Annotated in this window: 21 protein-coding genes; 10 read left to right on the top strand and 11 right to left on the bottom strand. The window is 63.8% G+C overall.

All coding sequences use genetic code 11. The annotated features are described in order from the left end of the window. Nucleotides 1-80: 80 nt before the first annotated feature. Entirely contained in the window at nucleotides 81-1,070 is a 990-nt protein-coding gene (locus AC04SH_RS20100) for a cell division protein FtsX (RefSeq protein WP_488576346.1), read from the bottom strand. Then, on the bottom strand, nucleotides 1,063-1,722 hold the full coding sequence (gene ftsE, locus AC04SH_RS20095; protein WP_023685344.1) for a cell division ATP-binding protein FtsE: 660 nt from the start codon (nucleotides 1,720-1,722) through the stop codon (nucleotides 1,063-1,065). The genes AC04SH_RS20100 and ftsE overlap by 8 nt, the downstream gene beginning before the upstream one ends. Before the next feature lie 180 nt (nucleotides 1,723-1,902). Between ftsE and AC04SH_RS20090 the strand changes: the two genes are divergently transcribed. From AC04SH_RS20090 to AC04SH_RS20080, 3 genes are all read left to right on the top strand, one after another. Continuing rightward, nucleotides 1,903-2,541 (top strand): hypothetical protein, encoded by a 639-nt coding sequence (locus AC04SH_RS20090; protein ID WP_488576345.1) that lies wholly within the window; start codon nucleotides 1,903-1,905, stop codon nucleotides 2,539-2,541. A 26-nt stretch (nucleotides 2,542-2,567) separates the two neighbouring features. Continuing rightward, nucleotides 2,568-3,110, top strand: a complete 543-nt coding sequence (hpt, locus tag AC04SH_RS20085) for a hypoxanthine phosphoribosyltransferase (protein ID WP_023673315.1) — start codon at nucleotides 2,568-2,570, stop codon at nucleotides 3,108-3,110. Between the two features lie 64 nt (nucleotides 3,111-3,174). Beyond that, nucleotides 3,175-3,546, top strand: a complete 372-nt coding sequence (locus AC04SH_RS20080) for a response regulator (protein WP_112562237.1) — start codon at nucleotides 3,175-3,177, stop codon at nucleotides 3,544-3,546. 6 nt (nucleotides 3,547-3,552) lie between these two features. On the opposite strand, the gene AC04SH_RS20075 is transcribed toward AC04SH_RS20080, so the two are convergent. After that, nucleotides 3,553-4,500, bottom strand: a complete 948-nt coding sequence (locus AC04SH_RS20075; RefSeq protein ID WP_488576344.1) for a DMT family transporter — start codon at nucleotides 4,498-4,500, stop codon at nucleotides 3,553-3,555. 228 nt (nucleotides 4,501-4,728) lie between these two features. Between AC04SH_RS20075 and AC04SH_RS20070 the strand changes: the two genes are divergently transcribed. Continuing rightward, nucleotides 4,729-5,592 carry a LysR family transcriptional regulator gene (locus tag AC04SH_RS20070; protein WP_488576343.1) on the top strand — a complete coding sequence of 288 codons (864 nt, stop codon included), beginning with the start codon at nucleotides 4,729-4,731 and terminating at the stop codon, nucleotides 5,590-5,592. Between the two features lie 22 nt (nucleotides 5,593-5,614). Here the strand turns inward: AC04SH_RS20070 and AC04SH_RS20065 are convergent, their stop codons facing one another. The 3 genes from AC04SH_RS20065 to AC04SH_RS20055 form a co-directional block, all read right to left on the bottom strand. Further along, nucleotides 5,615-5,986 (bottom strand): glyoxalase superfamily protein, encoded by a 372-nt coding sequence (locus tag AC04SH_RS20065; protein WP_488576342.1) that lies wholly within the window; start codon nucleotides 5,984-5,986, stop codon nucleotides 5,615-5,617. A gap of 41 nt (nucleotides 5,987-6,027) precedes the next feature. Beyond that, nucleotides 6,028-8,640, bottom strand: a complete 2,613-nt coding sequence (locus AC04SH_RS20060; RefSeq protein WP_488576341.1) for a TIGR02302 family protein — start codon at nucleotides 8,638-8,640, stop codon at nucleotides 6,028-6,030. Nucleotides 8,641-8,777: 137 nt separating this feature from the next. Further along, the gene (locus tag AC04SH_RS20055; RefSeq protein WP_477236017.1) at nucleotides 8,778-9,719 is read right to left on the bottom strand and encodes a threonine/serine dehydratase; all 942 of its coding nucleotides are present in this window, start codon (nucleotides 9,717-9,719) and stop codon (nucleotides 8,778-8,780) included. 50 nt (nucleotides 9,720-9,769) lie between these two features. On the opposite strand from AC04SH_RS20055, the gene AC04SH_RS20050 reads away from it, so the two are divergent. Continuing rightward, nucleotides 9,770-10,072, top strand: coding sequence for an ArsR/SmtB family transcription factor (locus AC04SH_RS20050; RefSeq protein ID WP_112562241.1), 303 nt, complete (start codon nucleotides 9,770-9,772; stop codon nucleotides 10,070-10,072). Nucleotides 10,073-10,092: 20 nt separating this feature from the next. Here AC04SH_RS20050 and lysA read toward each other — a convergent pair whose 3' ends face one another. The 3 genes from lysA to argH form a co-directional block, all read right to left on the bottom strand. Next, nucleotides 10,093-11,361: a diaminopimelate decarboxylase gene (gene lysA / locus AC04SH_RS20045; RefSeq protein ID WP_488576340.1), complete on the bottom strand. Its 1,269-nt coding sequence runs from the start codon at nucleotides 11,359-11,361 to the stop codon at nucleotides 10,093-10,095. Between the two features lie 65 nt (nucleotides 11,362-11,426). Then, the gene (locus AC04SH_RS20040; protein WP_488576339.1) at nucleotides 11,427-11,633 is read right to left on the bottom strand and encodes a hypothetical protein; all 207 of its coding nucleotides are present in this window, start codon (nucleotides 11,631-11,633) and stop codon (nucleotides 11,427-11,429) included. 71 nt (nucleotides 11,634-11,704) lie between these two features. After that, on the bottom strand, nucleotides 11,705-13,105 hold the full coding sequence (gene argH / locus AC04SH_RS20035; RefSeq protein ID WP_488576338.1) for an argininosuccinate lyase: 1,401 nt from the start codon (nucleotides 13,103-13,105) through the stop codon (nucleotides 11,705-11,707). 35 nt (nucleotides 13,106-13,140) lie between these two features. Here argH and tlpA point away from each other — a divergent pair, with 35 nt between their 5' ends. Then, complete coding sequence (gene tlpA, locus AC04SH_RS20030; RefSeq protein WP_477236023.1) at nucleotides 13,141-13,836, top strand: thiol:disulfide interchange protein TlpA; 696 nt, start codon at nucleotides 13,141-13,143, stop codon at nucleotides 13,834-13,836. Between the two features lie 98 nt (nucleotides 13,837-13,934). Here tlpA and AC04SH_RS20025 read toward each other — a convergent pair whose 3' ends face one another. Together AC04SH_RS20025 and AC04SH_RS20020 are read right to left on the bottom strand one after the other, a co-directional pair. Further along, complete coding sequence (locus AC04SH_RS20025) at nucleotides 13,935-16,382, bottom strand: bifunctional diguanylate cyclase/phosphodiesterase (protein WP_488576337.1); 2,448 nt, start codon at nucleotides 16,380-16,382, stop codon at nucleotides 13,935-13,937. Nucleotides 16,383-16,509: 127 nt separating this feature from the next. Then, the gene (locus AC04SH_RS20020; RefSeq protein WP_488576336.1) at nucleotides 16,510-17,553 is read right to left on the bottom strand and encodes an endonuclease/exonuclease/phosphatase family protein; all 1,044 of its coding nucleotides are present in this window, start codon (nucleotides 17,551-17,553) and stop codon (nucleotides 16,510-16,512) included. A 281-nt stretch (nucleotides 17,554-17,834) separates the two neighbouring features. On the opposite strand from AC04SH_RS20020, the gene AC04SH_RS20015 reads away from it, so the two are divergent. The 4 genes from AC04SH_RS20015 (at nucleotide 17,835) to ugpC (ending at nucleotide 22,270) form a co-directional block, all read left to right on the top strand. Then, complete coding sequence (locus AC04SH_RS20015) at nucleotides 17,835-19,187, top strand: extracellular solute-binding protein (protein ID WP_477236029.1); 1,353 nt, start codon at nucleotides 17,835-17,837, stop codon at nucleotides 19,185-19,187. A 165-nt stretch (nucleotides 19,188-19,352) separates the two neighbouring features. Further along, nucleotides 19,353-20,237, top strand: coding sequence for a carbohydrate ABC transporter permease (locus AC04SH_RS20010; protein WP_142866426.1), 885 nt, complete (start codon nucleotides 19,353-19,355; stop codon nucleotides 20,235-20,237). Between the two features lie 7 nt (nucleotides 20,238-20,244). After that, the gene (locus tag AC04SH_RS20005) at nucleotides 20,245-21,159 is read left to right on the top strand and encodes an ABC transporter permease subunit (protein ID WP_477236033.1); all 915 of its coding nucleotides are present in this window, start codon (nucleotides 20,245-20,247) and stop codon (nucleotides 21,157-21,159) included. Between the two features lie 10 nt (nucleotides 21,160-21,169). Beyond that, entirely contained in the window at nucleotides 21,170-22,270 is a 1,101-nt protein-coding gene (gene ugpC / locus AC04SH_RS20000; protein WP_477236035.1) for a sn-glycerol-3-phosphate ABC transporter ATP-binding protein UgpC, read from the top strand. The last annotated feature ends 47 nt before the right edge of the window (nucleotides 22,271-22,317 follow it).

Raw genomic sequence — 22,317 nt, 5'->3', positions numbered from 1 at the left:
TACGTCGTTTTTCGATCCGTGATCGCTCCGTTATTCCTGTCCCTGGCCTCCGAACTGTTTTTCGCTTCTGCCGTCATTGCTCAGCCCGCATCCGGCTGGCGGACATCGATATCGCTAAGATAGGCGACGACGGTGGCGTGCGAGGTCGCCGCCGTCAGCCCGCCGATCACCAGCACCATCAGGCCGACGCCGAGATAGCCGGCCGATCCGATGGCGAAATTGCCGAACAAAGCGGTCGCCTGGTCGGCCTGCGGCGTTGCCATGTTGCGCGACGACCACCAGGAAAAGACGATGAAAACGAGGATCGCGGCGGCCCCGCCGGCGGCAGCGCCCTTCATGCCGGTGACCAGGAAATGCCAGCGGAATTCGCGCGCGATGAAGCGCGCCTCGGCGCCGACGAAGTGCAGCACCTCGATGATATGACCATTGCCGGCCATGGCGCCGCGGGTCGCGAACACCACCGTCAGCACCGTCGCCGACAACATCAGCACCAGCACGGCAATGCCGATGGTGACGGTGGTGCGGGCCATGGCGACCAGCCGGTCGACCCAGGTGCGGTGATCGTCGAGCGAAGCACTGGGCAGCTTGGGCGTGATCGCTGCGCGGATGGCGGCAAAGTCGGGCGGGCTGGTCTCGTCGATGGTGACGATGATCAGCCGCGGCACCGGCAGTTCGTCGATATTCAGCCCCGAGCCCAGCCACGGCTCCAAAAGTCGGGCCGTCGCATCGCGGTCGATGATCCTGGTCGCTTTCACGCCGGGGAATTCACCGGCGATCTGCGAGGCCTGGGCAAGGGCCGCCTCCATGTCGAGGCCGTCGACAGGTTTGATCTGGATCGTCGCCTCGCGCGAGATCTGGTTCTCCCAGACCGAGGCGGTGTCGCGCACCAGCGTGACGGCGCCGAAGGTCAGGCAGGACAGGAAGGTCATGATGGCGATGACCAGCACCAGAGCGCGGCCGGCAATGTTCTGCGCGGGCACGATCGGCGCCATGCGACGCTGGACGCGCTGCGGCGTACCTGCCTGCTCCGCGGCCGCTTCATGCAGCTGTTCGGCGGATAGCTCAGTCATAGATATCCAGCCTTCCGCCGGCCAGGATCATGCGTCGCGCGTCGACCTGCTCCATCAGACCGAGGTCGTGGGTGGCGATCACCACCGCGGTGCCGAGACGGTTGAGCTCGATGAACAGTCGCAGCAAACGGCGTGCCAGCGGCGGGTCGACATTGCCGGTCGGTTCGTCGGCGAGCAGGATCTCGGGCTGTTCAATCAGCGCGCGGGCAATCGCGGCGCGCTGCTTTTCGCCGCCCGACAGGACCGGCGGCAGCACATGCATGCGCTCGCCGAGACCAACCCATTTCAAAAGTTCGGTGACGTCGGTGCGGTAGCTCGCTTCCTCGCGGCCGCGCACGCGTAGCGGCAGAGCGACATTCTCATAGGTGGTCATGTGGTCGAGCAGGCGGAAATCCTGGAACACCACGCCGATGCGACGCCTGAGATGCGGCAGTTCGGCGCGCGAGATGCGCGAGCGGTCCTTGCCGAAGATGGTGATCAGCCCGCGCGTCGGCTTCAGCGACATGAACAGAAGGCGCAGCAGCGTCGTCTTGCCGGCGCCGGAGGGCCCGCTCAGGAACTGGAAGGAGCTCTCCGGAATGTGCAGGGAGATGTCGCGGAGGATTTCCGGACCCATGCCATAGCGGAGGCCGACATTTTCAAAGCGGATCACGTGCGACGACCTGAAATGTGTGGCGGCGGCGTGCCAGCCCTTTCTGTCCAACGACCATCGGCCGCCATGGTTAACCGACGGTTAATTTTCGCTGTTTTTGAATGCGTCACAAGGGTTCCGGTGGGGAAGCGTTAACCATTTCCATTTACGCAAAAGAAACGAAGAGCGAACAGCGGGGCCATGATGGCTGAGCAACGAACCGCGCGCCCGGTTTCCGGCGAAATCATGACCGGGACAAGTGTCGCGCCGGAATTGCGTCCTTTGGCGACCGACATCGTCGATGCCGATTATGAGGTGCTGCCACGCGGTGTCTCGAGGGCGGATGCCATCCAGCCGCCTGCGCGCAACGTGGCCACACCGTCGATCGAAGGCATGGAGATGCTGCGCAAGCCGGAAGCCGCAACCGTGCGGCCGCCGGCGTCGCGAGGCGGGCCGATCTTCTGGATCGCCGGCGTCGGTGCGGCGCTCGCCGCCTTCTGGGTCTCGGGCGGCCACGCGCTGGTGCGCCAGACGCCGTTCTGGACAGTCGAACAGCCGGCGGGCGCCGTACTCAGCATTGCCGGCGTCACCTCGCATGTCGACGCTTCCGGGTCCACCCCGGTGCTGTTCGTCGATGGCGAGGCCGTGAATGACGGTGTGAAGGCGGGACCATTGCCGCCGCTGGAAATCCGCGTTACCGGCAACGACAGCCGCATCACGCGCTATACGTTGGGGACATCCCGTCGTTCGCTGGCGCCCGGCGAAAGATTCGGCTTTTCCAGCCGTCTCGACGTGCCTAGAAACGGTGTAAAGGCCGTCTCGGTCACTTTCGCCGGTTAGGCGATGATCTCTCGGAAAGGTTATTGATGCCAGTTGTGCGCGGCAAGGACATCGAAGTCCTGTTTTCGGCGTCCGCGATCGCGCGGCGCAATCTTGAACTCGCCAAGGAGATCGCCGAGCACGACTATCACGACCTGCTGGTGATTTCGGTGCTGAAAGGTTCCTTCATCTTTGCCGCGGATCTCATTCGCGCCATGCACGATGTCGGGCTGTCGCCGGAGGTCGAGTTCATCTTCATCTCCAGCTATGGCGCCGGAACCACCAGCGGCGAGGTGAGGGTGCTGCGCGACATCGACAATGAGGTCGCCGGCCGCGACGTGCTGTTGATCGATGATATTCTCGAATCAGGCAAGACGCTCTCCTTCACCCGCAATCTGATGCTGTCGCGCGGCGCCAAAAGCTGCGCCATCGCGGTGCTGCTCGACAAGCGCATGCGTCGCCAGACCGAGCTGAACGCCGATTATGTCGGCTTCGACTGTCCCGATTATTTCGTCGTCGGTTACGGCATGGATGTCGCCCACGCTTTCCGCGAATTGCCGTTTGTCGGCGTCGTGAAAGGCGACGCCTGAGAAAAGACCTCCGACGCTTCAAATTTTCAGAAAAAGTCAACTTTTGCCCGCCAAATTCCGGCCCATGGCAAAGCTTCTGATCGTCGAGGACGATGAGTCCGTCCGTACCCTCGCCGCCCGCGCGCTCGAACGCGCCGGGCATTCAATCGACATTGCCGCCGATGGCGCGCAGGGGCTGGCGATGATCAGCGCGGCGGGCGGCGGTTACGACCTCGTCGTCTCCGATATCCGCATGCCGGAGATGGACGGTATCGAGATGGCGATCGCGGCGGCCAGGCTTTTCCCGGCGATGAAGATCCTGCTGATGACCGGCTATGCCGACCAGCGCGAGCGCGCCGAGGAGTTGAACGGCATCATTATCGATGTGGTGCAGAAGCCTTTCACGCTGGCCGAAATCCGCTCCCGCGTCGAACAGGCGCTGGCCTGCTTTGCCTGACACTATTCAAGCCGCATCCTGAGTTGCGGCTAGGACCGGGGTGCTCCGGCGCCGTTCGGTGTTGAGCGCGAGCAAGCCGGCGCCGATGATCAGCGCCGCCCCGATGGCGGTGGTCGAGCGCGGCACCTCGTTGAAGAACAGAAAGCCCCACAGCGGCGACCAGATGATCCCCGTGTATTCGAAGGTGGCCACGCGGTTGGCCGGCGCCAGCCGGTAGGCCTGCGACAGAAGAATCATGCCGGCCGAGGCGACGAAGCCGCAGGTCGCCATCTTGAGGAAATCCGGCGTCGTCGGCCAGACCCACGGCCGCACCAGGAATTCGAGGCTGGGGTGGACAGCATGGGTAATGCCGGCAAGCCAGAATGTGCCGGCAACCGCGGCAGCGCCGACGAGGTAGGCGCCGTTCTGGTAGAAGGCCATGACGGTGGAGGATTCGGTGTCGCCGATCTTGCGCGCCATCAGCTGCGAAAAGCCGTAGAGCAGCGCCGAACCCAGTGACAGGAAGGCCGCCGAGTCGAAGAGGCCGGCGCCCGGGCGCAGCATCACGACCACGCCCAGCATGCCGATCAGCACGGTGGCGAGCGTCTGCCAGGACACGCGTTCGTCGAGATAGGGTCCGGCCATCGCCATGATGAACAGCGGCGCCATGAAGTAGAGCGCCACCGCGTCGGCCAGCGGCAAGGCGGCGATCGCCAGATAGTAGACGGTATAGGAGCTGAACTGGATGAAGGCGCGGATGGTCAGCAGGCCAAACCGCTTCGAGGCGATGGCCCGCAGGCCGACATCGGCGCGGACGAGAACGATCAGAATCGGCAGGGCGACGATCGAGCGGATCCACATCACCTCGGTGACGGGATAGCCGCCCGATACCGCCTTGACCAGCGGGTCCTGGAGCGAGAACACCAGCACGCCAAGGCACAGGCTGATGATGCCGAGAACGATCCGGTTGCGCATGTCGTTGCTGCCGGCCCCTTGCCTGAAGTGCCCGCAGCCGCCCGGCTGCGGGGTAAAAAGAACCCGCCACCGTTTCGGGCAGCGGGTATGAGTGAGGACTCTTCGATTGGTCCGCAACCGATTTCGCGGCCGCATATCCAATGGGTAGGCTGACTATCGTCCGGCGTTTGACATGTTGCAAACGAATTGGAATGATACCAGCAATCAAATTTTCTTATGACGGATTCGATGCGGCCAGCCCTCGACAGCGATCTTCTGCGCACCTTCGTCGCCATTGCCGAAGCCGGCAATTTCACCCGGGCGGCGGAGCAGGCCGGCCGCACCCAGTCGGCGGTGTCGATGCAGATGAAGAAGCTCGAGGAGCTGGTCGGCGACAGCCTGTTCGAACGCGGCTCGCGCGGCGTAGCGCTGACGCGCCGTGGCGGCGAGCTGATCGTCAATGCCCGCCGTATCGTCTCGCTGCTGGACGAGACGGCGGCGTCGATGGCGGCGGCCCCTCTCGGCGGGCCGGTGCGGATAGGCATTCCCGAGGAATATGGCCATGCCATCCTGTCGCGCGCGCTCGGCGCCTTCTCGAAGCGCCACACCAAGGTTGAGGTCACGGTGCGCTATGCGCATTCAGGCGCGCAGCTGGCCGCACTTGCCGCCGGCGAGCTCGACCTCGCCGTGGTCTTCGAATGGCAGGATCCCGGCGGCGGCGAGGTGCTGATGCACGATCCGACGGTTTGGGTGACATCGAGCCTGCATCACATGCATGAGGAGCGGCCGGTGCCGATCGCGCTCTACAACCGGGCCGGCTGGTGCAAGGACTTCGCTATTAAATCGCTGGAGCAGTGTGGGCTGGCCTACCGAGTCGCCTATACCAGCGACACCACCGGCGGGCTGAAGCTTGCCGTCACTTCTGGCCTTGCGATCGCGCCGATCTCGCACAGCAACATTCCGGACGGCTGTCGGGAGCTCACTGCCGCCGACGGGTTCGGCCACATCGACTCCTCGAATGTGGTGATGCATCGCAACCCAAACGCGTCAGGCGAGGCGATCGACGGCATGCAGGAAGCGATCCGCGACGCGTTCGTCAACAGGTCCGATTAGAGAGGCTCTTTCCTGGAACTGCTTAGCCTGTCGCATCCTCGTAGAAATGCAGGCGATTGCCGAAGGGGTCACCGACCGTCACTTCACGGCTCTCCCACGGCGTGGTTTCGAGACCCGGCCGGGCGTAGCGGTATTTCTTGCCGATCAGTTCGCGATGCAGCGCCGCTATGTCCTCGACCTTGATGCGCATGGCTATGCCTGGAGCGCCGTCGCCATGATGTTCGCTCAGATGCAGCACGCAGCCGTCGCGGATTACACCCATGTAGAGCGGCGCATTGTCGTCGAAGCGGTGCTCGAACTCGACCTCGAAGCCGAGGAAGTCGAGATAGAATTCGCGCGCCTTGGCGATGTCGAAGATGCGCAGGATGGGCGTTACGGCACCGAGTTTCGGCATGGCGCTGATACCATTCAGTTCGACGGATGTTGCCTTGGAGGCTACTTCAGCTCCAGCAGCCGCTCGAGATAGCTGCGCTCGATGTCGGGGCTGAGCGCGTTGCCGAGCCGCTTGCGGATTGCTTCGAGGATCTGGCGAGCACGCTGCACGTCGATCTCGTCGGGCACCTTCACGGAATCGCCGAAATCGGGTCCGCGGCTGGCGCGTGGCCGACCCAACGGATCGCGGTCGGCGTCCTGCTGGCGGCCGCCCTCCTGGCTTCCGCCCTGGTCGCCCTGCATCGCCTGCAGCTGCTTCATCATCTCCTTGGCGCCCTTGCGCAGCGCTTCCAGCGCACGACCCTGATGGCCAACGGCCTGGTCGCCTTCACCTTCACCAAGCGACTTTTCGGCATTGCCCATGGATTTGCCGGCCTCACCAAATCCTTCATTGGGCTGCATGCCCATGCCTTCCAGGCCCTTCTTCAGCTTGTCGAGTTCGCTTTGCAGCTGACCCTGGCCTTCCTGCAGCTGCTTCATCGCATCGGCGAATTCCTGCGCCGTCATCGGCTTTTTGCGGGCAAGTGGATCGCGATCGTCACCGGGGCCGGGTTTGTCCTGATCCTGTCCGCCGAGCTGCTGGTCGCCATCCTGTTGCTGGTCTTGATCTCGTTGGCCCTGGCCGCGCTGCATCTGGTCCATGCGGTAGGTGTCGTTCATCATCTCCTGCTGGCGGCGCATGATCTCACCCAGCTTGTCCATCTGCTGGCGCATCTCGCTGTCCTGCTCGCCGCCTTGCTGCTGACGGCCGGCCTGCAGGTTGTTCATCATGTTTTCCAGCTGCGACAGCAGCTCCTGCGCCTTGTCGCGGTCGCCTGATTTCGCCAGGTTCTCGATCTGGTCCATCATGCGGTCGATGTCGCTCTGGCGTAGCTCGCGGCCGTTCTGCTGCATCTGCGGCGCGTTCGGGTTCTGCTTGGCGCGTTCGGCGAATTCCTGCAGGAATTCGTTCATCGCCTCGCGCAGTTCCTTCATCGCCTTTTCGATCTCTTCATCGCTGGCGCCACGCTTGATGGCGTCCTGCAACGCCTGCTGCGCCTGGCGCAGCCGCTTTTCCGCCGCCGACAGATTGCCTTCCTCGATGCCCAGCGCGATTTCCCAGAGATAGGCAACCTCGCTGCGCAACTGGTCATCGCCGTCGGACATCTTCAGCCGGCTGCGGGCGCTCATGATGGCGAGGTAATGCGACATGTTGTCGAACGTGTCTTCGGGCCGAAGCGTGATCGCGTCCATCAGGTCGAGCACCCGCGGCTTGGCTTTGGCGTCGAGCGCCAGCAGGCGGCGCTGCTCGATCACCGCCCGCGCCAGCGGGTTGGCGAAGGGCCGCTCGGGCATCACAATCGTCTTGGTTTCGCTGGTCGCGGTGTGTCCGGCATCGTCGGTGGCGACAAGCGACAGCTTGACGCTGGCGCCGGCCCAGACATGTTCAGTGAGGTCCTTGGTCGTCTTGGCGGCATTCGCCTTGCCGCCGCGGCGCGGCAGCGCCAATGGCATCTCAGGCGGGCCGTAGAGCGGATGCACATCGGGCGCTGCCGGATCGGCCAGCGCGAAAACCGCCTTGGCGGTGGCCGCGCCATAGTCGTCGTCAATCTGGTAGTTGAGCTCGAAGGCGCCGTTCACGGCGCGCTTGGGCTCGCCGACGAAGCGGATCGTCGGCGGCTTGTCGGGGATCACCGCGAAAGCCCATTGGCCGAGATCGGCTTCGCCCGATTTCAGCGTCAGCGTGCCGTCGGACGTCAGCTTGCCGGTGAACTGGCGCAGCTTGGGCGTCGCCGGGTTGACCGCCGCTGCCTTGATCGCTGCTGCCTGCGGTCCCGTCGGGTCGATGGCGCGGGCATTGCCACCCTTGTCGGCGAAGCTTAGCGTTTCCTCGCCGGAGCCGCCGGTGACCCGCAGCGAGACGTCGCTGCCCTGCGGCACGGTGAAGGCGGCGGTCGCCTGCTTGGCGTTGCTATCGAGAACTGGCGTGGTCAGGAAGATGGGCGGCTTGCCGGTATAGGCCGGCGGGGTCACCCAGGCATCGATGCGCGGCGGCACGATGTCGCGCACCGCATGGGCACGGAAACCATCGGAGAGCCTGCCGCCGGACGGTCCGAAAGAAAAGGCGAAAGCGGTGACCAACAGCAGCGCCGCCACGGCGCGCAGCCCCCACGGGTCGCGTTCCGGCACGCGGGTACGCGGCAGATCGGCGCCAAGATCGCCGAGTTTGCCGGCCATGCGCTTTTGGTGCTCGCGCCACAGCGCCTGGGAAAAGATGCTTTCCTTGCCGCTCGGACGGTCGGTCTGCACCAGCACCGGGCTGTGCTGCAAGTGGTTGGCCGCCTCGATGCGACGGTCGACCTCGGCGGCGGAGGGAAGCTTGAAGAAACGCAGCGGATAGAGCGCTGCAAGCGCGGCAATGCCGAACGCCACGACCAGGACAATGCGCGCAACGTCAGGCAGGCGTGGGAAAAGGCCGAGCCAGGAGAGGCTGAGGAACAGGCTGGCGACGATGAGCAGCGGCAGAAGCAGCGGCCAGCCGCGCTCGACAGTCATCGAGATCCGTGTCGCCAGCCGGCTTAGAGCAAGCCGTCCGGCTAGGCTGCGATCGCCGCTGGAAATGGGGCTTTCCGTCATCGGCCCTTCCTGCCCGGGCGGGATAGCCCGGACTCAACAAGCAGAAGTTTACCAGCAAACACGGCAAAGGCGAGGCGGTTCCGGAAAACTTGAAGAGCTTTGGCGGGTTTCCACCCGCAATTCAGTCAAAGCAAGAATCAGAATTTCGCCGGATCGGTGTTTGAGCCGCAGACCAGGACCGCGATCCGTTCGCCCGGCGCCGGCGTGTAGCGGCCGGACAATAGCGCTGCGAAGGCTGCGGCGCCGCCCGGCTCGGCGATTATCCGCACCCGCTCCCACAGTGCCTTCTGCGCGGCGATGATGGCGTCGTCGGTGACCAGGATGGAGCGCTCGACGAAGGCTTCGGCGATCGGAAACATCATCTCGCCAACGCGCTTGGGCGCCAGCGAATCGGCGGCAACGCCTTCGGCGGGCGCATCGACCGGGTGGCCGGCCTCGAAGGCGCGATGCAGCGTCGGTGCGCCTTCGGGTTCGATGGCGACGATCCTGATGCGGCCGGCAAACCAGGCGGCGATGCCACCGATCAGGCCGCCACCGCCGACGGCGACCAGCAGCGTGTCGATTTCAGGCAAGTCTTGCTCGATTTCGAGGCCAAGCGTGCCTTGGCCGACGAGTGTTTCTTCCTGGTTGAAGGCGTGGATCTGCAAGGCGCCGGTCTTTTCGGCAAAAGCCTCGCTGGCAGCGAGCGCCTCGGCATAGCGGGCGCCGCCGACGATCAGTTCGGCGCCGTAGCCGCGGATGCGCTGAAGCTTGGCCGGCGGGCTGACTTCGGGGACGAAGATCGTCGCCTTGTGGCCGAGCCGCATGGCGGCATAGGCGACAGCGGCGCCATGATTGCCGCCCGACGCCGCGACGACGCCGGCCGCGGGCACCGGCCGTTCCAGCAGATTGGTGAAGGCGCCGCGCGCCTTGAACGAGCCGGAATGCTGCAGGCATTCGAGCTTGAGGTCGACCGCCAGCGGCGGCCGGTCGAAATCGGCCATGTCGACGCGCAACACCGGCGTGTGTCTGACATAGGGACGGATGCGCGGCTCCATCGCGGCAATGCGTTCGCGCGTGATGCTGTTGCCGTTGGTCATGACCATCTCCTTGGGATTGACAGCAATTAGTAACTTGGCAAAATGGCTAAATGCAAGAGGTTGATGTCTTCAAGGCGATCGCCAACGAACGCAGACTGCAGATCCTCGACTGGCTGAAGGATCCGCGGGCGCATTTCCCGGCCCAGGCGGACGGCGATCTGGTCGAGGACGGCGTTTGCGCGCTACTGATCGCAGAGAAGCTCGGCATTACGCAGGCGACGCTCTCCGAGCATATGCGCGTGCTTACCCAGGCCGGCCTGCTGCGCCCCAAGCGCATCAAGCAATGGACGTTCTACCGCCGCGACGAGGACAAGATCGCCGACACAAGGATGCTCATCCAGAACCGGCTATAGCGCAGCCGGCGCGGCGGCTTCTATGCGAGCCAGTCGGGCACTGAATCCAGGCCGATCAGTTCGTCATAGGTCTGGCGCTGGCGCACGACATGAAAGCGGTCACCGTCGACGAGAACCTCAGGCACCAGAAGCCTTGTGTTGTAGGTGCCGGATTGCACCGCGCCATAGGCGCCGGCCGTGGAGACGACAATGAGATCGCCAGACTTCAGCCGCGGCAGGTCACGATCGAGGCCGAGATAGTCGCCGGTCTCGCAAACCGGGCCGACGACATCGACCGCCATGCGCGGCGTGTCGGCCGGCGGCTGCACCACTGGCTTGATGTCGTGGAAGGCATCGTAGAGGGTCGGCCGGATCAGATCGTTCATGGCGGCGTCGACGACGAGGAAATTCTTGGCGTCGCCTTCCTTCACGAAGATCACTTCCGAGACCAGTATGCCGGCATTGCCGACGATCAGCCTGCCCGGCTCGAACATCACCTTCACCCCAAGCTTTGTCAGATGCTTCCTGACGATCTCGGCATAGGCATCCGGTAGAGGCGGCGGGCTGTTGTCGGTGCGGTAGGGGATGCCGAGGCCGCCGCCGACATCGACGTGCTCGACGGCGTGGCCATCGGCGCGCAGCGCGCCGACCAGTTCCGCCAGAAGCGCGAAGGCGTCGTCAAAGGGCTGCAACTCGGTGATCTGGCTGCCGATATGGGTGTCGATGCCGATGGGCTTGATGCCCGGCAAGCCGGCGGCACGGGCATAGACCTGGCGCGCTCTTTGCCACGGAATGCCGAACTTGTTCTCGGCCTTGCCGGTGGAGATCTTCCTGTGCGTCCTGGCGTCGACATCCGGGTTGATGCGCAGCGAGACCGGCGCCACCTTTCCGAGTGCCGTGGCGCGGGCCGACAGCAATTCCAGCTCCGGCTCGGATTCGACGTTGAAGCAGAGAATGCCGGCCTCGAGCGCGAAATCCATTTCGCGCGCGGTCTTGCCGACACCGGAAAACACGATCTTGTTGGCCGGGATGCCCGCGGCAAGCGCGCGGCGCATTTCGCCTTCCGAGACGGTGTCGGCGCCGGCTCCCAGCCTTGCCAGCGTGCGCAGCACCGCCTGGTTGGAATTCGCCTTCAAGGCGTAGCAGACCAGCGTGTCGAGCCCGGCGAAGGCATCGGCAAAGACGCGGAAATGCCGGGTCAGCGTTGCCGTCGAATAACAATAGAACGGCGTGCCGACGCTTGCGGCGATGTCTGGTATCGCCACGTCCTCGGCATGGAGCACGCCGTCGCGGTAGTCGAAATGGTTCACGAGAGTGTTTCCGGAAGTTGGAGCAAGAGACCTGGTCCAGATAAACTAAGCCGGTCTCGTCGGCTCTAGAGCAGCGGGTCGAGGATGAACTTCTTGTCCACGACCGGTTTTTCCGGCTCAGGCGGCACCGGCTGCTTGGCGCGCGCGGCGTCCTTGCGGGCCTGGACGGCCGCTTCATAGGGCGTGTCGAGACCGGCCTTGCGGCCGCAGGCGGTCACGGCAACCATGGCCGTCAGCAGCGTCATCGTCACCAAAATCCTGCTAGCGGTCATCGATCCATCCGTCCGAAACTTTTCACGTGCTGCCGCTTTTAACCGAGTTTTCGGTGCATTGCACCCCGGCATCATGCCTTGGCGATGCGCTTTTTCCAGGCGCGGATCTGCTTGCGCACTTCCGATGGCGCGGTGCCGCCGAAGCTTGTGCGGCTCTTGACCGAATTCTGCACCGCAAGCACCGAGAAGATGTCCTCGGTGATGCCCGGGTTGATCGACTGCAGGTCCTCCAGCGAAAGCTTCTCCAGGCTGACCTTCTTCTCTTCAGCCAGCGCCACCGCGCGGCCGGTGATATGATGCGCCTCGCGGAAGGGCAGGCCGAGCGTGCGCACCAGCCAGTCGGCAAGGTCGGTCGCGGTCGCGTGGCCGGAGCCGGCGGCCTTCTTCATGGCAGCGGCGTTCACCGTCATGTCGCGCACCATACCGGTCATCGCCGCCAGCATCAGATCGAGCGTTTCGGCGGCGTCGAAAACGGATTCCTTGTCTTCCTGCATGTCCTTGCCATAGGTCAGCGGCATGCCCTTCATCACCGTCAGCAGGCCGACCAGATGGCCGGTGACGCGGCCGGTCTTGCCGCGTACGAGTTCGGCGGCGTCCGGGTTCTTCTTCTGCGGCATGATCGAGGAGCCGGTGGAGAAGGAATCCGATAGCCTGATGAAGCCGAACTGCGGCGTCGACCAGATGATGATCTCTTCGGCGAGCCGAGACAGATGCGTAGCGCAGATCGCTGCCAGGCCCAGGAACTCCAGCGCGAAATCGCGGTCGGAAACGCTGTCCAGCGAATTGCGCATCGGTTCGCGGAAGCCGAGCGCCTTTGCGGTCTGGTGGCGGTCGATCGGAAAGCTGGTGCCGGCAAGGGCTGCCGCGCCCAAGGGGCTTTCATCCATCCGCTCGATGGCGTCGCGGACGCGCGAAAGGTCGCGCGAGAACATCTCGACATAGGCCATGCAGTGGTGGCCGAAGGTTACCGGCTGCGCTGCCTGCATGTGGGTGAAGCCCGGCATGACGGTTGCCGCATGCTCCTCGGCCCGCTCGAGGAAGGCTGACATCAGACCCTTCAGCGCCTCGGCGACACGGAAACACTCGTCCTTGACCCAAAGCCGGAGATCGACCGCGACCTGGTCGTTGCGCGAGCGGGCGGTGTGCAGGCGGCCAGCGGCCGAGCCGATCAGATCGGCGAGGCGGGCCTCGACATTCATGTGGATGTCTTCCAGCCGGGTCGAGAATTCGAACGTGCCGGCCTCGATCTCTTTCAGGATCGTGTTCAGGCCGTGAGCGATTTTTTCTTGATCGGCCGCCGAAATAATGCCCGTTTGCGCCAACATCTCGCTATGGGCGATCGAACCTCTTATGTCCTGCGCATAGAGTTTGCGGTCGAACGAGATCGACGCGTTGATCGCTTCCATGATGGCGGCCGGACCCGAGGCAAAACGTCCGCCCCACATCTGGTTGCTGGCCTTCTTGTCGCTCATCGCTATAACCCGTGCTCCGGAGCAGCTTTAGAATAATGGCAGACGGCAATAGATACTTCCCGGCCCCGCGCCTGATCCTTGCCGCTTTGGTGGCAGGCGTGCTGGCTGGCGCGGTCGCGGTATATGTCAGCGAGAGCGGTTCTGGCAACAACGCAGCCTCCGGCAGCGCGCCAGCGCAAGCTGCCGCCGGCGGCGGCAAGGACGACGTCGCCTGTGCCGCCAAGAGCGACCGCGCCAAGAAGGTTGCATCTGCGGCCACGGGCCAGGTTGCCGCATTGTTGCCCGCCGATCCGCCGCAATCGCTGAAAAGCCTGGCCTTCAACGGTCCCGACGGCAAGCCGATGACGATCGCCGACCATGCCGGCAAGACGGTGCTGCTCAATCTGTGGGCGACATGGTGCGCGCCCTGCCGCGCCGAAATGCCGGCGCTCGATGCGCTGCAGAAGGAAAAGGGCAGCGACGCCTTCGAGGTGATCGCGGTCAATGTCGATGCCGGCGACGATGTGAAGCCGAAGAAATTCCTCAGCGACATCGGCATCGAGAAGCTCGGTTACTACCGCGATTCGACGCTGGCGCTGTTCAACGACGTCAAGACACGCGGCCTGGCGCTCGGCCTTCCCGTCACCATGCTGATCGACGGCGAAGGCTGCCTGGTCGCCCATATGAATGGCCCGGCCGAATGGTCGGGACCGGATGCCAAGCGGCTCGTCGAGGCCGCGCTCGCGCGTTAGAACGGGTTACCGTTTCACGGAAACGGCCACCCACTCTAACTCTTTGTTTTGACGCAATTTCGGACAGAAAACCGTTTCACACTTTTCCTGAAATTGCTCTAGGCTGAGCGAAGCGCCGCCGCCGGTTCGAGCATCAGGATGCTGCCGCCGCGCGGTTTGATCGTGGCGTCGTCCTCAGCTGGCGGTGCAGTGACGCCGGTCAGTTCGCTGAACGCCTCGATCGGGCTCGGCCGGCCAAGATAATAGCCCTGGCCAATCTCGCAGGCCTCGGCGTCGAGGAATTTCAGTTCGTCCAGCGTCTCGACGCCCTCGGCCAGAACCGGCAGGCCAAGACCACGGCCAAGCCCCAGCACGGCGCGCACGATGGCCGCCACCTGGCCGTTGCTGTCGACCGATTTGATGAACGAGCCGTCGATCTTGATCTTGTCGAAGGGGAAGGCGCGAAGGTTGGACAGCGAGGAGTAGCCGGTGCCGAAATCGTCCATCGCCACACGCACGCCCAGCGCCTTGACTTGCCGCAAGGTGGCGAGCGCGCGCGGCATGTCCTTGACCAGCGCCGTTTCGGTGATCTCGAGTTCGAGCCTGCCGGGCGCTAACCCGGAGGCAAGGAGGACCTCGTGGACCTTGCGGCTGAAATTCGGGTTGTGGAGTTGCACCGCCGAGACATTGACGGCGACGGTGAGAGGGCTCTTCCAGCGGGCAGCCTCGGCGCAGGCTGTCGCCAGCACCCATTCGCCGATCTGAATGATGACGCCGCTGTCTTCGGCCACCGGGATGAAGGTTACCGGCGACACGTCACCGCGCTGCGGATGGCGCCAGCGGATCAGCGCCTCGAACCCGACCATGCGCCCGCTGCTGATCTCCTTTTGCGGCTGGTAGACGAGGCGAAACTCATTGCGCGCTATGGCTTGGCGCAGTTCGTGCTCCATCACGCGCCGGTCGCGCGCCTCGGCGCCCATCGAGGCCTCGAAGTAACGGTAGGTGTCCTTGCCTTCGGCCTTGGCGCGATAGAGCGCGGTGTCGGCGTGGCTGACCAGGGCTGTCGGCTCGTCGGCGTCGAGCGGATAAAGTGCAATGCCGATGCTGGCCGACACCAGCCCGCCGCCGACCGAAAGCCGGTTTTCCTCGCGCATGGCCGCCAGCACCGCCTCGGCGATGCGGCCGGCCGCCTGCGGATCAGAAAGGTTCGGGGCGATGATGGCGAACTCGTCGCCGCCGAGACGCGCCAGCATCTGCCCCTGGCGGAGCGCGCCGGAGGCACATAGCGCCACCTTCTGCAGCATGGCATCGCCGGCGCCGTGCCCGAACAGGTCGTTCACTTCCTTGAAGCGGTCGAGGTCGAGCAGCAGCAGCGCAAGATGCCCGCGCTTGCCGCTGCGGTTCATTGCGGCAATTTCGGCCGCGAGTCGGCCGGAGAAACTGCGGCGGTTGGGGAGCCCGGTCAGCGGGTCGAAGTGGGCGAGGCGCAGGATCTCCTGCTCGGCCTTCTTGCGTTCGCGGATGTCGCGTACTGCAACGACGCTGTGCCGCTTGCCGCAATAGTCGATGTTCCTGGCGATCAGTTCGACGGGGATGGCGGTGCTGTCATGGCTTCTCAACTCGGCTTCCAGTGCCTGTCCGCTGCAGTCGGACATGCTGGTCGCTGTGCGTTCGCCGAAAAGGTCGCCGAGCAGCATCGCGTTCAGCGCTTCCGGTGCCATGCCGGTGAGAGCGGCGATGCTGTCATTGGCGCTGACGATGCGGTTGCCGTCGCAGACAATCAGGCCCTCGACGGCGGCGTTTGCGAGGCCGTGCATACGCTCGGCCTCGAGCTTGTGACGACGGAAGCGCAGGTCGATCCACAGTGCCGCGGCTGAAAGTACCAGGATCACCAGGCTGACTGCAGCGGCGGCGAAGGCCTGCGACACCGGCTCGACCGTGAACCGCGATATCTCGATGGAGGAGTCCGGGAAGATCGACACCGCGCCCATGGCGATGAAATGCAGGGTGCAGATCGCCAGCGTCAACAGGACGGCGGCGCCGATGGTCGCCTGCATGGACGGGCGCCGCAGCACGACCAGCAGCGCCAGCGCGGCAAGGGTGACGCCTGCCAGCAGCGAGACGGCGACCAGAAGCGTGTTCCAGACAATGCGTCCTTCGACCTCGAAAGCGGCCATACCGATATAGTGCATGGCGGCGATGCCGGCACCGAGGATCGCGCCGCCGACCAAGGCGTAGTCGATACCCCGGCGCAAAGTGGCAATCCACATGCCGGCGGCTGTCAGGGCGACGGAAGCGGCGAGCGAAAGCGCCGACAGTTCCGCATTGTACGCGTTGGGTATTCCCGGAGAAAAGGCAAGCATGGCGATGAAATGCGTCGCCCAGATACCGAAGCCGGTGGAAGTGGCTGATATCATCAGCCAGGTATAGCGGTTGCGCTCGCTTGAGCGGTCGACATGGCGAAGCAGATTGACCGCCGAGAAGGAAGAAATACCGCAAATAAGGGCTGCCAGTGCGACCAGTCTCAGATCGTGCTCGTGCACGATGCAATTATAGACCGTCAGCATCTCGCCCCACCTGCTCTCCCGCAGCAATCAAGCCAACGACTTGATTAGTGCGGGACGCTTGAAGAATCGGTTATGCGCGTCACAACTACAGCGGGTTTTTCGGGTTGTACCTTGCGGCGATCTTTTCTCATTCCAGGCGGACGGTCACGAGCAGCGCTTCGTGATCGGAGCTTGGGCGGCCATCCGGAAGCACCGCGGGCAGAACTGAAGGGGCGCTTGCCGCAAGGCCACGGGTGAAGAACCAGTCGATGCGGCCGACCGGTGCCGGATTGCCGGCCTCGCGCCTCTGTGTCGGCAAATCGAGATTGTTGGCGGCCTGCCAGCCATAGCCGCGCCCGGCAAGGACGGCGAACAGTGGTTCGTGGCGTTCGACGTTGTCGATCAGCCGGCCGGGCTCCGCCGCGATGCGCGCCAGCCATGCGGCAGGATCGTTATTGCGTTGCTCATGGGTGGCGGTCAGCGTGTTGAAGTCGCCGCCGATCAGCACCGGCGCCTCGGGATCGTATCTGTCGATGGCATCGAGGAGGTGGCGGGTCTGGTCGGCCCTGCCGGCAGGATCGGTGCGGTTTTCGAGATGCACCGAGACGACCGTTACCCGACGGTCGCCGAGCTGCACCTGGCCGCCGATTGCCATGCGGCCGCCAATGCGCGGCTGGCCGCGCTCCGGCCGGAACCAGTCGCCGGCCGCGTCGAGGCGCACCAGAAAGGGCCGCTGCAAGGGCACGACGCTGGTCACGGCGTTGCCGTGGAAGCCTTCGCTGTCGGCGACTTCGCCAGTTTTTGCGTGCTCAGCCTCGTTACCGCCGCCGAGTTCGACGAACTCGACGCCATAGGCATAGGCGTGGCCGAGCCGATCAGCCAGCGCCCGCAATGGATGGCCATTGCCGGAGCGCGCCATGCCGTTGTCGACCTCGGACATAAGCACCACGTCGGGAGACTGGGCGGCAAGCGTTGTCGCTATGGCATCACCATGGCGAAGCCGCTCGACATTCCAGGCCACAACGGTCAGGGCCTCGCCGGCCTTATCGCGCGACGCCGCGCCGCCGATCTCGATCTGGCCGAGCGCGGGAATGGTAGCTGCATGACGCAGATGGGTGGCGCTGTCGCGCGGGCCTTCGCACATCGCCTGGCGGTCGGCGACGGGCACATGCGTCAATTGCTGGACCAGCATTCGTCTCTCCACTCAAGCCCCTCATCTGGCCCCTTCATCTGGCAGGATACATTAGCCGGATAATCATTCTTTCGGCCGGGGCTTTTCGCCGTTCCGAGGCGCCCTAGCTACCTAGAGCGCCGATGTGACGGTTTCATGCCGGCGTGGCCGTCGAGGAGGAGAGACTGGCTGTCCACAGGCCTGAAAGGGCACAACAGAACTGTCACATACCTTCTCTATGAGAGCGGCAAGGGACTTGCGCAAAGCCTGATGTCATCAGCCACTCAAGAGGGATAAAATCCATGTCGATCTTCAAGCAGGGCCTTGCCGCCCTTGCCGCCGGCGCCTTCAGCATCGCGCTGGCGCAGCCGGCTGCCGCGGAGCCGGTCAAATTTGATTTCTGGTTCGGCCTGTCGGGCGACCTCGCCCGCGTCGTCGATACGCTGTGCAAGAACTTCAACGCTTCGCAAGCCGACTATGAAGTCGTCTGCACCAGCCAGGGCAATTACGACGCGACGCTGCAGAACACCATCGCCGCCTTCCGCGCCGGCAAGCAGCCCGCCATCGTCCAGGTCTATGATGTCGGCACCGCTACCATGATGCTGTCGGGCGCCTACAAGCCAGCCGACAAGCTGATGGAAGAAAACGGCTACAAGATCGACTACGCCGACTATTTCCCCGGCATCGCCCGCTACTACGCGACGTCGAAGGGCGAGATGCTCTCGTTCCCGTTCAATTCCTCGACCCCGCTGATGTACTGGAACAAGGATGCCTTCGCCAAGATCGGCAAGACCGAAGCGCCCAAGACCTGGGAAGATGTCGGCGCCGACCTCAAGGCCCTGAAGGACGCCGGCTATGAATGCCCGATGGCGATCAACATCTCGGCCAATGAAAGCTGGCAGCTGATGGAGCAGTTCTCGGCGCTGCACAACCAGCCAATCGCGACCAAGAACAACGGCTATGACGGCCTCGACGCCCGTCTGGAAGTCAACAAGACCAAGTTCGTCCAGTACGTCACCGATCTGAAGAAGTGGTATGACGCCGGCCTGATCAAGATCAAGTCCAAGGACCTCGGCCAGGATATGGTCCAGTCCTTCGCCACCGGCACCTGCCAGGTCATCATGACCTCGGTCGGCGACCACGGCACCGTTGGCAAGACGCAGAAAGAAGGCATGAACTGGGATGTCGCCGAACTGCCGGTCTATGCCGGCACCGAGCGCAAGAATTCGCTCGTCGGCGGCGCTTCGCTGTGGGTGCTGTCGGGCAAGTCGGATGCGGAATACAAGGGCGCTGCCGCGTTCCTGAACTTCATCCACGACCCCAAGACGGCTTTGTTCTGGTCGACCAACACCGGCTACATCCCGGTGACCAAGTCGGGCTTCGAGTACATGAAGTCCACCGGCTTCTACGACAAGGCGCCTTACAAGGGCCGTGAAACCGCAATCGCCAGCCTGACGGCGTCCGAGCCGACCGAAGTCACCCGCGGCATCCGTCTGGGCAACTTCACCCAGATCCGCGCCGAGTTCGGCACCCAGATGCAGGCGATCTTCGCCAACAAGGTCAGCGTCCAGGAAGGTATCGACACGCTGGTCAAGAACGGCGACGCCATCCTTGAGCGCTTCCAGCAGACCTATCCGGGCAAGACTCTGCCCTGACCCCGGATACCGGTATGGCCGCCCGCCAAGAATCGACGGGCGGCCATTTCGTATCTAGCCCTCTTTGGAGCATGATCTTTTCCAAAAACCGGTACCCACTTTTTGGGACCATGCTCTAGTTCATGCAGGAAAACGGGCCGGCGGTTCAACGGCCTGGGCGGATCAATGGAAAAACGCGTTACCTTCAGCAGGTGGACTATCGGCATCCTCTTCGCGGTGCCGCAGCTGCTTTTGATCTTCACCTTCTTCTACTGGCCTGCCGGCCAGGCGGTATACTGGTCGCTGACGCTGCAGCAGCCCTGGGGAGGCGGCAACATCTGGGTCGGGCTCGACAATTTCCGCTCGATCCTGTCCAACGCCGACTACTGGAACTCGATCAGCGCCAGCCTCATCTTCGCCGGCATCAGCACCGGCCTGGCGATGTTCATCGCGCTCGTTCTTGCCGCGCTCACCGATCGCCAGCTTGCCGGCTCGCGCTTTTACCGCGTGGTGCTGATATGGCCCTACGGCATCGCCGCGCCCGCGCTGGCGCTGGCGTTCCGCTTCATTCTGGCGCCGGAAGCCGGCTTCATGGCCGTCGTCAACCAGGTCTGGCCCGGCTTCTGGGATCCCGGCCTTGACGGCGCTGATGCCATGGCTTCGATCATCGTTGCCTTTTCGTGGAAATATGTCGGCTATAACTTCATCTTCTTCCTCGCCGCGTTCCAGGCCATACCGCGCTCGCTGATCGAGGCGGCGGCTATGGACGGGTCCGGCGTCATCAGGCGCTTCTGGGACATTCAGTTCCCGTTGATCACGCCGACCATCTTCTTCCTGCTCGTCATCAACATCACCGAGAGCTTCCAGGATTCCTTCGGCATCGTCGACATCATGACCTCGGGCGGCCCTGCCAACGCCACCAATCTGATGGTCTACAAGATCTATTCGGACGGCTTCAAAGGGCTCGATTATTCCGGCGCCGCCGCGCAGAGCATCATCCTGATGCTGCTCATCATCGTGCTCACCATCTTCCAGTTCCGCTTCATCGAGCGGCGCGTGCACTACAGGTGAGATGACCATGGTAGAGCGCACTCCGTTGCTGAATTTCTTCACCCATGTGATCCTGTTCGTCGGCTTCGTATTTTGCATCGCGCCGTTCGTCATCGTGGCCATCGCCGCATCGCACAACCTCAAGGACGTCAACGACGTGCCGATGTCGCTGCTGCCGGGCAGCGACTTCTGGGTCAACATCAAGACGGCGTGGGTGACGGCCGACCTCGGGCCGAAGCTGCTCAACAGCTTCATCATGGCGACCGGTGTCGCCGCCGGCAAAGTGATCATCTCGGCGCTCACCGCCTTCTCGATCGTCTATTTCCGCTATCCCGGCCGCACCTTCATCTTCTGGCTGATCTTCGTGACGCTGATGCTGCCGCTGGAGGTGCGCATCGTGCCGACCTATGCGGTCGTCGCCAATGTGCTCGAACCCTATCAGACGATCATGGATCTTACCGGTCTATCCTGGCTGATCGAGAAGGTTTCGGGCGTGCATGTCGCGCTCAACCTGGGAATGCTCAATTCCTTTCCCGGTCTGATCTTGCCGCTGATCGCCACCGCCACCGGCACCTTCCTCTACCGGCAGTTCTTCCTGACCGTTCCCGACGAGTTGACCGAGGCAGCGCGCATGGACGGCGCCGGACCGCTGCGCTTCTTCATCGATATCCTGTTGCCGTTGTCGCGCAACAACATGGCCGCACTCGGCACCATCATGTTCCTGTGGGCGTGGAACCAGTATCTGTGGCCGCTGCTCATCACCACCGACCAGTCGCACGCGACCGCGGTGACCGAACTCAAGCAGCTCATCCCCAATGTCGGCGGCGCGCCCGAATGGCACATTGCCATGGCCGGCACGCTTATCATCATGCTGCCGCCGCTGGTCGTCGTGGTGCTCATGCAACGCTGGTTCGTGCGCGGCCTGATCGCCACCGAAAAATAAGGAGCAAACAATGGCCTCCATCACCATCCGCGACGTCACCAAGAGCTACGCCAAGATGCAGGTCGTGCACGGCGTTAGCCTCGACTTCGCGTCCGGCGAGTTCGTCGTCATTCTCGGCCCATCCGGCTGCGGCAAGTCCACGCTGCTGCGCATGATCGCCGGGCTGGAGGATATTTCCGGCGGCACGATCGCCATCGACGGCACGGTGGTCAACAAGCTCGAACCGCGCGAGCGCGGCTGCGCCATGGTGTTCCAGAACTACGCGCTCTATCCGCATATGAGTGTTTCGCAGAACATCGGCTATTCGCTGAAAGTATCGGGTGTTCCCGCCGACGAGCGTACCCAGCGCATCCAGGCGGTTGCCCGCACGCTGGAGCTCGAGCATCTGCTCGACCGCAAGCCGATGGCGCTGTCCGGCGGCCAACGCCAGCGCGTCGCCATGGGTCGCGCCATGATCCGCGAACCGAAGGTGTTCCTGTTCGACGAGCCGCTGTCCAACCTCGACGCCAAGCTGCGCGTGCAGATGCGCTCCGAAATCCGCAAACTGCACCGCCGGCTCGCCGCTACCTCGGTGTTCGTCACCCACGACCAGGTCGAGGCGATGACGCTGGCCGACCGGCTGGTGGTGATGAATGGCGGCCGCGTCGAACAGGTCGGAACGCCGGCCGAAGTCTATAGCCGCCCGGCGAGCCGTTTCGTCGCCACCTTCGTCGGCGCGCCGGCAATGAACATGCTCGAAGGCACGGTGACGCTCGACGGCCTGTCGCTGCTTGGCGACGGCCGCAAGCTCAACGTTTCGCGCACCGGCCTGCCGGTCGGCAGCAAGGTCGCGGTCGGTATCCGGCCGGAGTCCGTACGTCTGGTTGCGGCGGGCACGCCGGGCGCTCTCGAAGCGACCGTCGACCTGGTCGAAGAACTCGGCGCCGGACGCGTCGTCTATGTCGATCTCGACGGTGCACCATTCTCGGTGGTGACGTCGGAGACCGTGCATCCGGTGCCGGGCAGCACGGTCGGCCTGCAGTTCTCTGAAGCCGACCTGCACTTCTTCTCGTCGGAGACCGGCAGCCGCCTCGACGTGTTCAAGGCTTCGGTGCCGGAACCGGCACTCTGATTTTTGCAGCCATCGGCAAGCGCATTTCCGTCCGCTTCGGACGGACG

This window comes from Mesorhizobium sp. CNPSo 4688, from assembly GCF_057784295.1.
The sequence above is the reverse complement of the archived record's forward strand: the minus strand, read 5'-3'. Positions and strand labels throughout refer to the sequence as shown.